Origin of the sequence: Citrobacter sp. Cpo069, from assembly GCF_030332785.1 — a bacterium.
GTDB classification, from domain to species: Bacteria; Pseudomonadota; Gammaproteobacteria; order Enterobacterales; family Enterobacteriaceae; genus Citrobacter; species Citrobacter portucalensis.
The window spans coordinates 308397-322122 of sequence record NZ_JAOWHD010000063.1 but is presented as its reverse complement, the minus strand read 5'-3'; the positions used below and the strand labels follow the sequence as shown (position 1 = coordinate 322122).

The window sequence follows — 13726 nt, the reverse complement described above, 5'->3', positions numbered from 1 at the left end:
ATTTATTATCACAGATACGGCGACCAGGCAGGGAATTTAACCTGTCCATCAGTTGCCGGAAGACGCGCTTTGAAACGCCCATCTGTAGAAACCAAATTCAGCACGGATCCCATCCCCTGAGAAGAGCTGTAGATTACCATAGTGCCGTTAGGTGCCAGACTTGGCGTTTCGTCCAGGAACGTTGACGACAGAACTTGTACGCCACCCGCTACCAGATCTTGTTTGGCAATGTGCTGCTGACCGTTGGCCGAGCTTACCATTACCATAAATTTACCGTCGCTGCTCACATCCGCATCCTGGTTTTGCGAACCTTCCCAGGTAATGCGCTGCGGAGCACCGCCGTTGACGTTAACTTTATATACCTGCGGACGACCGGCCTGGTCAGACGTAAAGGCCAGGTTTTGGCTGTCCGGGAACCAGGTAGGTTCCGTGTTGTTGCTACGACCATCCGTCACCTGACGGATCTGACCGGAACCAATGTCCATGACATACAGGTTCAGGCTACCGGTTTTAGACAGGGCAAACGCCAGTTTGCTGCCATCCGGAGAAAACGCAGGCGCACCGTTGTGACGTGGGAACGAGGCTACCTGACGAACCGCGCCGTTAGACAGTGTCTGAATAACCAGTGCAGAACGACCGCTTTCGAAGGTAACGTACGCCAGTTTTGAACCGTCCGGGGACCACGCCGGAGACATCAGCGGCTGCGGAGAACGGTGTACCACGAACTGGTTGTAACCATCGTAGTCGGACACACGTAATTCGTACGGGAACTGACCACCGTTGGTCTGAACAACATAAGCGATACGGGTACGGAATGCACCTTTAATGCCGGTCAGTTTTTCAAACACTTCGTCACTTGCAGTATGGCCCGCGTAACGCAGCCACTGCTTGTTCACTTTATAGGTGTTCTGTGCCAGTACGGTACCCGGTGCGCCACCGGTGTCAACCAGCTGATAGGCAACGCTGTAAGAACCATCCGGGTTCGGCGTAACCTGGCCGACGACTACGGCATCAATGCCCAGCGCAGACCACGCAGCAGGTTGAACTTCCTGCGCGGTACCGGGCTGCTGAGGCAGACGAGAACGGTCTAACGGGTTAAATTTACCGCTGTTACGCAGGTCAGCACCTACGATACCACCGATATCTTCAGGTGCAGCACCCGGTCCTGCCCACTGGAAGGGGACAACACCAATCGGGCGCGCCGAGTCCACCCCCTGGGTGATCTCGATACGTACTTCTGCGTGCAGCACCGCTGCCCACAGCATCAGAAAACCAAATGCTACTCGTAATGCCTGCTTCATCATATCTCCCTTATCTGGACGGAAAGCCCACGATAATTTAGCAGAATGTTAACAAACTCAAATACACAAAACTACCAGAACTCTGTCTCAACCTTAGACCGTTTCCCCTGATTTCTCAGGGGTCGTTATTACAGTTTGAAGTCCAGTTTGGCATCTTTTACTTTTTCATAAACTGCCTGGCTAGGCGGTTTAGGAATTCTGGCGGTTTTCGCAGCCGTCAGCGCAGCCTGACACAATGCCGGATCCCCGCCCTCTTCGGTCACATCCAGTAACAGACCATCGGGTGCTAACTTGATATGTAATACGCAAGATTTACCTGCATACAAATCTGCACCATACAGACGGCTCTGGATCGCATTGCGAATTTGAGATGCGTAAGCACTGATATCAGCGCCAGATGCACCGCCATTGGCACCACTTGTACCACTATCTTTCGCCGGTTGGCCGTTTCCTTTCGCTCCACCGCCCGATTTCGGTGCATTCTTACCGGAGCTCAGGTCACCCAACAAGTCGTCAACGCCAGAGGCTGCAGCGGCTTTTTCGGCCGCAGCCTTTTTAGCAGCAGCTGCTTTATCTGCCGCAGCTTTCTTATCGGCAGCGGCTTTCTCAGCTGCAGCTTTTTTGTCTGCTGCTGCTTTTTCTGCAGCGGCTTTCTTATCAGCCGCCGCTTTTTCAGCAGCGGCAGCTTTCGCGGCAGCGGCTTTTTCTGCTTTCTCAGCAGCAGCTTTCTCGGCTGCTGCTTGCTTAGCAGCCTCAGCCTGTGCTTTCTTCGCAGCGTCCGCAGCTGCCTTAGCAGCTTGTGCTTCTGCAGCTTTCTTCGCATCAGCGGCGGCTTTAGCGGCTTCAGCCTCAGCTTTTTTCTGTGCGTCCGCAGCGGCTTTCTTCGCGGCATCTGCCGCTTGCTTAGCCTGAGCATCAGCTTTAGCCTTCGCGTCTGCAGCAGCCTTCGCCGCAGCCTCTTCAGCCTGTTTCTGTTGCTCTTGCGCTTTCGCTGCGGCGGCTTCAGCTTGCTTCTGCTGTTCCGCCTGTTCGCGCACTTTTTCCTGCGCGGCTAAACGTTCTTTTTCCAGCTGCTTCAGTCGCTCTTGCTCAGCTGCCTGCTTCTCGCGAAGTTCTTCAGCTTGCTGCTGCGCCTGCTTTTCACGCTGCTCTTCAGCACGTTTCGCACTTGCCTGCTGTTGCTGCTGCCTGTCGTACTGTTGCACAACGGCGCCAGGATCGACCATAACGGCGTCGATGGACGAACCGCCACCGCCGCCGGCTGAAGCATCAATGTGCTCATCGAACGAACTCCAGATCAGCGCTGCAAATAAAATGACATGCAGCACCGCTGAAATAATTATCGCCCTTTTGAGCTTGTCGTTTTGTTCGGTTGCCTTTGACACTCTCGGTTCCCAAAAAACTGTTCGCCTGTTACGTGCTATCTTTCAAGCCAGCAAAACGCAGTCATCAGATTGGCTGCGTCATCAAGCCAACCGATTTTACGCCTGCACTGTGTAACAAGTTCAGCGCTTTAATTATTTCATCATAAGGCACGTCTTTCGCACCACCGATTAAAAAGACCGTTTTCGGATTGGTCTGCAGGCGGCTTTTCGCTTCCGCAATAACCTGCTCCGGTGGTAGTTGATCCATACGATCTTTCTCAACCACCACGCTGTATTGCCCAATACCGGAAACTTCAATAATGACCGGGGGTTCGTCGTTACTGCTGACGGCTTGCGACTCGGTCGCATCCGGCAGGTCGACTTCCACACTCTGCGTAATGATCGGTGCGGTTGCCATAAAGATCAGCAACAGCACCAGCAGTACGTCGAGCAGCGGTACAATATTGATTTCGGACTTGAGTTCGCGACGACCTCGTCCACGCGTTCTGGCCATGGCTTACCCCTTGTTGCTCTCGCTAACGGTAAACGCCTGGCGGTGCAGAATCGCGGTGAACTCTTCCATAAAGTTGTCGTAATTCAGTTCCAGTTTGTTCACGCGCTGGTTCAGACGGTTGTAGGCCATAACCGCTGGAATTGCCGCAAACAGACCGATAGCCGTTGCAATCAACGCTTCTGCGATACCCGGTGCGACCATTTGCAGCGTCGCCTGTTTTACCGCGCCCAGCGCGATAAATGCGTGCATGATCCCCCAAACGGTACCGAACAGACCGATATACGGGCTAATGGAGCCAACGGTGCCGAGGAATGGAATATGCGTTTCCAGCGTTTCCAGTTCACGGTTCATCGAGATACGCATCGCACGGGAAGCCCCCTCTACGACCGCTTCCGGCGCGTGGCTATTTGCCCGATGCAAACGCGCAAATTCTTTGAATCCGCTATAGAAAATTTGTTCCGAGCCCGCCAAATTATCACGACGCCCCTGGCTTTCCTGGTACAGGCGCGACAATTCAATGCCGGACCAGAACTTGTCTTCAAATGCTTCGGCTTCACGTGAAGCAGCATTAAGAATACGGGTCCGTTGGATGATAATGGCCCAGGATGCGATTGAGAAACCAATCAAAATCAACATGATAAGTTTAACCAGAAGGCTTGCCTTCAGGAACAAATCAAGGATATTCATGTCAGTCACTGCTTAAACTCCGCGACAATAGACTTGGGAAGCGCACGAGGCTTCATTTTGAGTGGATCAACGCAAACAATCAGAACTTCGGCTTCATTCAGCACGGTGTTCTCTGCGTTGACAATGCGTTGCGTGAAAACCAATGAGGTGCCACGCATTGACGTAATTTCGGTTTGAACTTCGAGCATATCGTCGAGCCGGGCAGGCGCAAAATACTCGAGGGTCATCTTGCGCACCACAAAGGCTACACGTTCGGCCAACAGGACCTGCTGACTGAAGTGATGATGACGAAGCATTTCTGTGCGTGCTCTTTCATAAAAAGCGACGTAACTGGCGTGGTAAACCACCCCACCGGCATCGGTATCTTCATAATAGACACGAACCGGCCATCGAAACATATACTTATTCATTCCTACTGCCTCTTTGTTGGCTTCGCCCACTCGCACCAGTTACTTACCTTTGTAAGCGTCTGGTGGTTCGCGTTCTTGCCGCCGCGATGCATCAAGAATGTCGTTGTATATCGCGCTGTCTTCACTGTACATCCCGGTAATGCAATTAGGTTGTGTCCTGTGGTTGTTCGCGGATGGCGCTGACGAAAATTTTTGCACAGAACAAGGCGCGAGTGGCGAAGTTTGGTAATTCCAAACAAGACGCAAGTAACGCAGTACTGTGCAAAAAGATTCTCAGCCCTTCGGGACGCGTTCCATCAGGATGTTCTCTGTGTTGTCGCACTTGGACATAGTTCTACTATGTCCAGCGCACTCCGCCTTGATAACGTCCTGATGGTACAGCGTCGCAACCGCACACAACCACAGGGCACAACCTCAGGTTAGTGCTTTCAAACTTCGCTACTATACGCGCGGGAATGGTGCTTTGGAATGGGGGAAAGTAAACGGAGAGTAAAAAATTATGGGCTTATGCAAGCCCATAAATATTTAAGGATGTTTCTTATTCAAAAGAAGAAGAAAATCAGACCAACAACGAGGACAATATCCGCGATCAGCGGGCAGAAGATGCCCTGCCAATGTACGGCGCGAGGACGGAAGCCAACGCCGTGAATAATGCCTGCGCAGACCGCCCACATCAGCAGGAAACCATGCCAGATTTCAAGCTCACTGGTTTTGGCCGCGAAACGAGACGGATCCCAGAATATGCAGCCAGCCAACACGATTGCCAGCACAAATGAAAGCGCCCGCAAGGGGCGCTTGTCCATCGCGTTGTATACCATCGCGATAATGTTGGTCATTAGCTATCTTCTTGCCCGGCTTTGCCTGATTCAACGTGCTCAAGCGCCAGCGCTGTGATTATCCCAAATGCACAGGCAAGAAGCGTTCCCAAAATCCATGCGAAATACCACATTTTAAGCTCCTTACTTAGTACAGAGAGTGGGTGTTGCTTTCAATATCTTCTTTAGTGATGCGACCGAACATCTTCCAATAACACCAGCTGGTGTACAGCAGAATGATCGGTACAAACACCGCCGCGACCCAGGTCATCAGATTCAATGTACGCTGGCTGGAGGTGGCATCCCACATGGTCAAACTTGCGTTCATCATGGTGCTGGATGGCATCACAAACGGGAACATTGCGATACCGGCAGTCAGGATGATGCAGGCTAACGTCAGTGAGGAGAAGACGAACGCCCATGCCCCTTTCTCCATGCGAGAAGTCAGGATGGTCAACAGCGGCAGAACCACGCCCAGAGCAGGAACCAACCACAGGATAGGTGCATTGTTAAAGTTCACCATCCATGCGCCAGCCACACGAGCCACTTCTTTGGTCAGCGGGTTAGAGGCGGCATGATGATCCAGTGCAGAGGTCACAACATAACCGTCAATACCGTAAATTACCCACACACCGGCCAGCGCGAAGCAGACCAGAGTCACCAGCGCCGCAACCTGTGAAGTTGCACGAGCACGCAGATGCAGTTCACCTACCGTACGCATCTGCAGATAGGTCGCACCCTGGGTGATGATCATCCCAACGCTCACGACACCTGCCAGCAGACCAAACGGATTCAGCAACTGGAAGAAGTTACCGGTGTAGTACAAACGCATGTAGTCATCTACGTGGAACGGAACCCCTTGCAGCAGGTTACCGAACGCCACGCCAATCACCAGCGGTGGCACGAAGCTACCAATGAAGATGCCCCAGTCCCACATGTTGCGCCAGCGCATATCTTCAATCTTAGAGCGGTAGTCAAAACCGACCGGACGGAAGAACAAGGACGCCAGAACCAAAATCATCGCCACATAGAAACCGGAGAACGCAGCGGCATACACCATCGGCCAGGCAGCGAACAGTGCGCCCCCCGCGGTGATGAGCCAAACCTGGTTACCGTCCCAGTGCGGGGCGATGGAGTTAATCATAATTCGACGCTCGGTATCATTACGACCGAGGAAACGGGTGAGCATGCCCACCCCCATGTCGAATCCATCAGTGACTGCAAAACCAATCAGCAGAATGCCAACCAGCAGCCACCAGATAAAACGCAATACTTCATAATCGATCATTTGACGACTCCTGTCTTAGCGTGCCGGCTGAGAAGTCACAGTGGACTGCTCGTAGTGATAACGACCGGTTTTCAGGCTACTCGGCCCAAGGCGTGCGAACTTGAACATCAGATACAGTTCAGCCACCAGGAACAGGGTATACAGGCCGCAAATCAACAGCATCGAGAAGATGAGGTCGCCAGCAGTCAGCGAAGAGTTCGCTACGGCTGTTGGTAACACTTCACCAATCGCCCACGGTTGACGACCGTACTCTGCAACAAACCAACCGGATTCAATAGCAATCCACGGCAGAGGAATCGCATACAGCGCGGTGCGCAGCAGCCATTTTTTCTCACCGATACGGTTACGAAGCACAGTCCAGAAGGACACCGCGATAATTGCCAGCATCAGAATGCCGCATGCCACCATGATACGGAAAGCGAAGTACAGCGGCGCAACACGAGGAATAGAATCTTTCGTTGCCTGCTGAATTTGCGCTTCGGTCGCGTCGGTAACTTTGTCCGTATAGCGTTTCAACAGCAGACCATAACCCAGGTCTTTCTTCATGCTGTTGAACTGGTCGCGAACGGCCTGGTCGGTAGTACCAGCACGCAGTTCTTCCAGCAGCTGATACGCTTTCATCCCGTTACGGATACGCTCTTCGTGTTGCACCATCAGGTCTTTCAGACCAATGACCGGTGTATCAACAGAGCGGGTGGCAATGATGCCCAGCGCATAAGGAATCTGAATCGCAAAATGGTTTTCCTGCGCATCCTGGTCCGGAATACCGAACAGCGTGAAGGAAGCCGGTGCAGGCTGAGTTTCCCATTCTGCTTCAATCGCAGCGAGTTTGGTTTTCTGCACGTCGCCCATTTCGTAACCAGATTCATCACCCAGAACGATAACAGACAGAATAGCAGCCATACCAAAGCTGGCAGCGATAGCAAAAGAACGTTTAGCAAACGCGAAGTCACGACCGCGCAGCATATAGTAGGAGCTGATACCCAGAACGAACATCGCGCCACATACATAACCAGATGCCACAGTGTGAACAAATTTCACCTGTGCTACCGGGTTGAGCACCAGTTCAGAGAAGCTCAGCATCTCCATACGCATGGTTTCGAAGTTGAAATCCGCTGCGATTGGGTTCTGCATCCAGCCGTTCGCAACCAGAATCCACAACGCGGACAGGTTAGAACCCAGAGCCACCAGCCAGGTGACACACATATGCTGGACTTTACCCAAACGGTCCCAGCCGAAGAAGAACAGACCTACAAAGGTGGATTCGAGGAAGAAGGCCATCAAACCTTCGATCGCCAGCGGCGCACCGAAAATATCCCCTACATAGTGGGAGTAGTAAGACCAGTTAGTCCCGAACTGGAACTCCATGGTCAGACCGGTAGCCACACCCAGAGCGAAGTTGATACCAAACAACTTGCCCCAGAACTTGGTCATATCTTTATAAATCTGTTTGCCGGAAAGGACGTAGACCGTTTCCATGATGGCCAACAAGAACGCCATACCGAGCGTCAGTGGCACAAACAGGAAGTGGTACATCGCGGTCAAGGCAAACTGTAAGCGCGACAGTTCGACTATATCTAACATCATGACTCCTTGCTCATCGCATGAAGACTCCGAGAGTGAACCCCGTTAGAAAGGGTCACACGCATGCCCCAATACAAATTTATCTGCTTCCTTCCGCCGCTACCCTTTCCTCTCATTTGAAGAAAGGACAATGATGAAAGGTTACAAACATGTTAATAAAACACTCAAATTGATCCCGCAATTATATTACGCCGTAAAATCCTTACAATAAACAGGTTTTTATCGAGACAAATTTGCATTTTTCGATAGTGATCAATTTATAGCTAATTTACCACTTTCAAACCAATTTGATCTGAAGCAATTTAACCTCTTTTGGTGCTGTTTTCCAAGTTTTAAACATTGATTTAAATCAATTTTCAAATTTAATGTTAATAGTGTTTAGCACTCACGCCACTAGTAAACGCGATGTTAACAACATGTTTTTCAATGAGTAATTACCGTTACTACAAATGATAGGATATTTATTTAAATGTACACGATCTTTTAACCAGCCCGGCTGACAAAATTGATAGCAGATAAAGAATCACTAATGCTGGGTAGCTCACAGTTTTTTGTTTAGCAAGTCATGGATTTGTTATTTCATACAAATTGTTCATTTAAATTTTACTTATAATTAACACCGAGATGTAACTATCTCAACTGGAAGCGAAAACGTTCCACAATGACCGATGCATTGCGTTTGTCGTTCTGCGACAGAACGCTGACGTTTCGCTTAAATCATCACTGAAAGTTATCATTACCCCCCCCTCTTCTCTTATGTGGCAAAGATTAAATATGCCACAAACATTTCCTTATCATTTTTATCCTAAATTTAACAAAAATGAATTGTGACATATAAGATTAAAAAATAAAAAACCGTTATGTCGTTCACAAGTTAATTAGTAATTGGGATTTTTGAAATTATTTAAAACACGTCATAAACGGCGCGCATAACAAAATAAGATTTCGATCACAAACATGGCAAGTCATTTATTACCCAATTCCCTAACAAATTAAACCCAGCTAAGAAAAGATAATCCATCATATTGATTATGAAAGGGTTTTATAGATAACAAACATAACAATCATTTTTGTCAGGATATTTTGAAAATAGATCAATTGCTTCCTTTTTCGCTTCCACAGAAACTCCAACCCTATTAAGAGGTTGTCACAATCCATGTTCTAAATATTAGAAAATAATTTCACTTATTGACCATCAGCCCTACAGAGGATTACCCATGAAGAAATCTACACTTGTTATTGGCGTCATCGGTGCTGACTGCCATGCAGTAGGTAATAAAGTTCTGGATCGCGTTTTTACTGCTCATGATTTTCACGTAATCAACCTCGGGGTGATGGTGAGCCAGGATGAATATATTGATGCTGCGATTGAAACAGGCGCCGATGCCATCGTGGTGTCCTCTATCTACGGTCATGGCGACATTGACTGCCTCGGACTACGTGAGCGCTGCATCGAACGCGGCCTTGGCGACATTCTGCTGTACGTCGGCGGCAACCTGGTCGTCGGTAAACATGACTTCGCCGACGTGGAAGTGAAGTTTAAAGAGATGGGCTTTAACCGGGTCTTCGCCCCCAGCCACGATCTGGAAGATGTTTGCGCGCTTATCACTAATGATATTCACCAACACAATGGCCTCGAACAGCGTTGCCTGGAAGAGGCCATCTGATGCAAACAGTTTCTGTCGATATCGGCTCGACATGGACCAAGGCAGCCCTCTTCGCACATGAAGGCGAGGAATTAACCCTGGTAAACCATGTCCTGACCCCAACCACCACACATCATCTGGCAGACGGTTTTTTTGCCAGCCTGAATCAGGTGCTGAATGTTGCCGATGCTCGCCCGTTACTGAAAAGTGGTGAAGTGCAGTTGAAATACTCCTCCTCAGCGAAAGGTGGGCTCGCCGTTGCAGCAATGGGGCTGGTGCCTTCCATTACGCTGGAGTCGGCAAAAGTTACCGCCCATTCGGCAGGAGCGAAAATCGCGCAATATTATTCGTACAAGCTGAACCGTCATGACATCCAGGAGCTGGAATCATCACCGCCAGACATTCTGTTGTTTACCGGCGGGACAGACGGTGGCGAAGAAAGTTACGGCCTGGCGAATGCGCACGCGCTGGCAGGCTCAAAGCTTGATTGCGCCATTATCTACGCCGGAAACCGGGACATTCAGGACGAAATACAAACGATTCTGGGACATAAGGATCTGACCACGGTAGACAACATTCTGCCGGACCTCGATCACCCGAATCCGTTTGCCGCTCGCCAGGCGATTTGCGATGTGTTCTTGTCACGCATCGTCAAAGGCAAAGGTCTGGACGTTATCGTCGGCGAAACAGGCGAAGAGCCTATGCCGACGCCATGGACGGTATATGAGTTAGTCAAAGCCATTAGCGATTACGACAGCGCATGGAAGGAATTCATGCTGATTGATATGGGCGGAGCCACCACGGATGTCTATTCGGCCAGCGCGAATACCCTCTCCCCCGATACCGTCCTGCATGGTGTTCCTGAACCGTTCGTCAAACGTACCGTTGAAGGCGACCTTGGAATGCGCGTTTCCGCCGTTGTAGTGGGAGAAAGCACGCAGGATATGGTGAAAGTCATCTTCGCCCAGCAGCCACAGCGCGAGGAAGCGTTTTACCGCTATCTACGCCACCTGGTTGGGCAACCGGATTACCTGCCACTCAGCGAGGAAGAGAAATATTTCGACACCCTGCTGGCAGGTTTATGCGTGGGCTATGCCGCTGAGCGCCACGCGGGCACTAAAAAGCAGGTTTGCACCTGCGTGGGTAATGTGGATTTACAGATGGGTCGCGATCTCACCACCGTACGCAAAATCGTCGGTTCAGGGGGATGGCTCTCTCGCGCCAGCCAGTTCGATATCCATAACTGGCTCAAATACAGGGAGCTGGACGACCAGGGTAAAAGAATTCTGTTACCGAATCAGTTTGAGTATTACCGCGATTCAAATGGCCTGCTCCCTCTATTGGCAAACGTCGCCAGGCTGTACCCGCAAGCCGCTGCTCGCACCAGCATTCAGTGTTTAACCCTATAAAACTTAAGGCAGCTACGAATGGAACTTCGAAATAAAAAATTGACCCACGACGAATTCATGACCGAAAGGCATCAGGTGTTACAAACCTGGGAAACCGGCAAAGACGTTGAGAACTTCGAAGATGGCGTGAAGTACCAGCAATCAATTCCAGAGAAAAAGCGTTTCTCCCTCGCCCTGCTGAAGGCCGATCAGGAAGGTAAAACTCTGAGCCAGCCGCGCGCAGGTGTGGCATTAATGGATGAGCATATTGCGCTGCTCAAAACATTGCAGGAAGAGTGCGACCTCCTGCCAAGTACTATCGATGCCTATACCCGTCTGAACCGCTATGAAGAAGCCGCTGTCGGGATCCAAAAATCCATCGAAGCAGGTACTTCCAAGCTGAATGGTTTACCGGTCGTCAATCACGGGGTTGCTGCCTGCCGTCGTATGACTGAATCGCTGGATAAACCGATCCAGGTTCGCCACGGTACACCGGATGCGCGTCTGCTGGCAGAAATCGCCATGGCCAGTGGCTTTACCAGCTACGAAGGCGGCGGTATCTCCTACAACATCCCTTACGCCAAACGCGTAACCCTGGAAAAATCTATCCGTGACTGGCAGTACTGCGACCGTCTGATGGGTCTGTACGAAGAGAACGGCATTCGCATCAACCGTGAGCCGTTTGGTCCGCTGACCGGCACGCTGATCCCGCCGTTCATGTCCCACTCAGTCGCGATTATCGAAGGTCTGCTGGCGCTGGAGCAGGGCGTGAAGTCTATTACCGTCGGTTACGGCCAGGTCGGTAGCCTGACACAGGATATCGCTGCTATTCAGGCACTGCGTGAACTGTCCCACGAATACTTCCATAACCATGGCTTCGACGATTACGAGCTGAGCACCGTTTTCCACCAGTGGATGGGCGGATTCCCGGAAGATGAAGCAAAAGCCTTCTCCGTTATCGCCTGGGGCGCAGCGGTTGCCGGTATGTCTGGTGCCACAAAAGTCATTACCAAAAGTCCGCACGAAGCATTCGGTATCCCAACCGCGGCAGCTAACGCCCAGGGTCTGAAAGCGTCACGCCAGATGCTCAACATGGTCAGCGATCAGAAATTCCCGCAGTGCGCTGCCGTGGAACAGGAAGTTGACCTGATTAAGAGCGAAGTCCGCGCGGTATTGAAGAAAGTCTTCGAACTGGGCAATGGCGACATTGCGCGCGGTACGGTGCTGGCCTTTGAAGCTGGCGTGCTGGATGTGCCTTTCGCTCCTGCCGCCTGTAACGCCGGTAAGATCCTGCCTGTTCGCGATAACACAGGCGCAATCCGTATTCTTGAAGCCGGTGCCGTGCCGCTGCCGAAAGATATTCTCGCCCTGCACCACGACTACGTTGCAGAGCGCGCACATTTCGAAGGTCGCAAGCCTTCTTTCCAGATGGTCATTGATGACATCAACGCCGTATCCCACAGTAAATTAATAGGAAGACCATAATGAAAATTAAACAGGCCCTTTTCACAGCTGGCTACTCCTCATTTTATTTTGACGATCAGCAGGCCATCAAAAACGGCGCCGGTCATGACGGGTTTATCTATACCGGCGATCCGGTAACGCCTGGATTTACGTCTGTTCGTCAGGCGGGTGAATGTGTTTCCGTACAGCTGATTCTGGAAAACGGCGCGGTGGCTGTGGGCGATTGCGCAGCGGTGCAATATTCAGGTGCAGGCGGTCGTGACCCGCTGTTCCTGGCTGAAAACTTCATTCCGTTCCTCAACGACCACATCAAGCCGTTGCTGGAAGGTCGTGACGTTGATTCGTTCCTGACCAATGCCCGTTTCTTTGACGAACTGCGTATTGACGGCCATCTGCTGCATACCGCCGTACGTTATGGTCTGTCTCAGGCGCTGCTCGACGCGGCGGCACTGGCTACCGGTCGTCTGAAAGCCGAAGTGGTTTGTGATGAATGGCAGCTGCCATGCGTCCCGGAAGCCATTCCGTTATTTGGTCAGAGCGGCGACGACCGTTATATCGCCGTCGACAAGATGATCCTCAAAGGTGTGGATGTCCTACCGCATGCGCTGATCAATAACGTAGAAGAGAAGCTGGGCTTTAAAGGTGAAAAACTGCGTGAGTACGTCCGCTGGTTATCTAACCGCATCCTGAGCCTGCGCACCAACGATAGCTATCACCCAACGCTGCACATTGATGTCTACGGCACCATCGGTCTGATCTTCGATATGGATCCAGTGCGTTGCGCCGAATACATCGCCAGCCTGGAAGCCGAAGCGCAAGGCCTGCCGCTGTACATTGAAGGCCCGGTTGATGCCGGTAACAAGCCGGATCAGATCCGCATGTTAACCGAGATCACTCAGGAGCTGACTCGTCTGGGTTCTGGCGTGAAAATCGTTGCGGATGAATGGTGTAACACCTATCAGGACATCGTGGACTTCACCGACGCGGGCAGCTGCCACATGGTGCAGATTAAAACCCCGGACCTGGGCGGTATTCACAACATCGTTGATGCAGTGCTGTATTGCAACAAACACGGAATGGAAGCCTATCAGGGCGGTACCTGTAACGAAACGGAAATCAGTGCTCGTACCTGCGTACACGTCGCGCTGGCCGCGCGTCCAATGCGCATGCTGATCAAACCGGGTATGGGTTTCGATGAAGGTCTCAACATCGTGTTTAACGAAATGAACCGCACCATCGCGCTGTTGCAAACTAAGGATTAAGAG

13 protein-coding genes are annotated in these 13726 nt (G+C 51.2%); 4 read left to right on the top strand and 9 right to left on the bottom strand.

Translation table 11 applies throughout. The annotated features are described in order from the left end of the window. Window positions 1–8 precede the first annotated feature (8 nt). The 9 genes from tolB to cydA all read right to left on the bottom strand — a co-directional run bounded on the left by tolB (window position 9) and on the right by cydA (window position 7963). Window positions 9–1301, bottom strand: a complete 1293-nt coding sequence (gene tolB / locus OGY08_RS24170; RefSeq protein WP_003022981.1) for a Tol-Pal system beta propeller repeat protein TolB — start codon at window positions 1299–1301, stop codon at window positions 9–11. 128 nt (window positions 1302–1429) lie between these two features. Continuing rightward, window positions 1430–2686: a cell envelope integrity protein TolA gene (tolA, locus tag OGY08_RS24165; RefSeq protein ID WP_008784157.1), complete on the bottom strand. Its 1257-nt coding sequence runs from the start codon at window positions 2684–2686 to the stop codon at window positions 1430–1432. A 64-nt stretch (window positions 2687–2750) separates the two neighbouring features. Continuing rightward, window positions 2751–3179: a colicin uptake protein TolR gene (gene tolR / locus OGY08_RS24160; protein ID WP_003022978.1), complete on the bottom strand. Its 429-nt coding sequence runs from the start codon at window positions 3177–3179 to the stop codon at window positions 2751–2753. A 3-nt stretch (window positions 3180–3182) separates the two neighbouring features. After that, complete coding sequence (gene tolQ / locus OGY08_RS24155; protein WP_003022976.1) at window positions 3183–3875, bottom strand: Tol-Pal system protein TolQ; 693 nt, start codon at window positions 3873–3875, stop codon at window positions 3183–3185. After that, window positions 3872–4276 (bottom strand): tol-pal system-associated acyl-CoA thioesterase, encoded by a 405-nt coding sequence (gene ybgC, locus OGY08_RS24150; protein ID WP_003831439.1) that lies wholly within the window; start codon window positions 4274–4276, stop codon window positions 3872–3874. The genes tolQ and ybgC overlap by 4 nt, the downstream gene beginning before the upstream one ends. Before the next feature lie 542 nt (window positions 4277–4818). Continuing rightward, the gene (gene ybgE, locus OGY08_RS24145) at window positions 4819–5112 is read right to left on the bottom strand and encodes a cyd operon protein YbgE (protein WP_003831434.1); all 294 of its coding nucleotides are present in this window, start codon (window positions 5110–5112) and stop codon (window positions 4819–4821) included. Then, entirely contained in the window at window positions 5112–5225 is a 114-nt protein-coding gene (gene cydX, locus OGY08_RS24140) for a cytochrome bd-I oxidase subunit CydX (protein ID WP_003022970.1), read from the bottom strand. Before cydX ends, ybgE begins: the two co-directional genes overlap by 1 nt. Before the next feature lie 14 nt (window positions 5226–5239). Further along, window positions 5240–6379: a cytochrome d ubiquinol oxidase subunit II gene (gene cydB / locus OGY08_RS24135; protein ID WP_003831431.1), complete on the bottom strand. Its 1140-nt coding sequence runs from the start codon at window positions 6377–6379 to the stop codon at window positions 5240–5242. Between the two features lie 15 nt (window positions 6380–6394). Next, window positions 6395–7963: a cytochrome ubiquinol oxidase subunit I gene (cydA, locus tag OGY08_RS24130; RefSeq protein WP_008784156.1), complete on the bottom strand. Its 1569-nt coding sequence runs from the start codon at window positions 7961–7963 to the stop codon at window positions 6395–6397. A 1217-nt stretch (window positions 7964–9180) separates the two neighbouring features. Between cydA and glmS the strand changes: the two genes are divergently transcribed. Genes glmS through OGY08_RS24110 form a run of 4 tightly spaced genes read left to right on the top strand, consistent with a single transcriptional unit; the run spans window position 9181 to window position 13723 of the window. Further along, complete coding sequence (gene glmS, locus OGY08_RS24125) at window positions 9181–9630, top strand: methylaspartate mutase subunit S (protein ID WP_003022963.1); 450 nt, start codon at window positions 9181–9183, stop codon at window positions 9628–9630. Then, window positions 9630–11018, top strand: coding sequence for a methylaspartate mutase accessory protein GlmL (gene glmL / locus OGY08_RS24120; protein ID WP_032942739.1), 1389 nt, complete (start codon window positions 9630–9632; stop codon window positions 11016–11018). The genes glmS and glmL overlap by 1 nt, the downstream gene beginning before the upstream one ends. An 18-nt stretch (window positions 11019–11036) precedes the next feature. Next, on the top strand, window positions 11037–12482 hold the full coding sequence (locus OGY08_RS24115) for a methylaspartate mutase subunit E (RefSeq protein ID WP_003831428.1): 1446 nt from the start codon (window positions 11037–11039) through the stop codon (window positions 12480–12482). Beyond that, on the top strand, window positions 12482–13723 hold the full coding sequence (locus tag OGY08_RS24110) for a methylaspartate ammonia-lyase (protein ID WP_032942736.1): 1242 nt from the start codon (window positions 12482–12484) through the stop codon (window positions 13721–13723). Before OGY08_RS24115 ends, OGY08_RS24110 begins: the two co-directional genes overlap by 1 nt. Window positions 13724–13726: the final 3 nt, after the last annotated feature.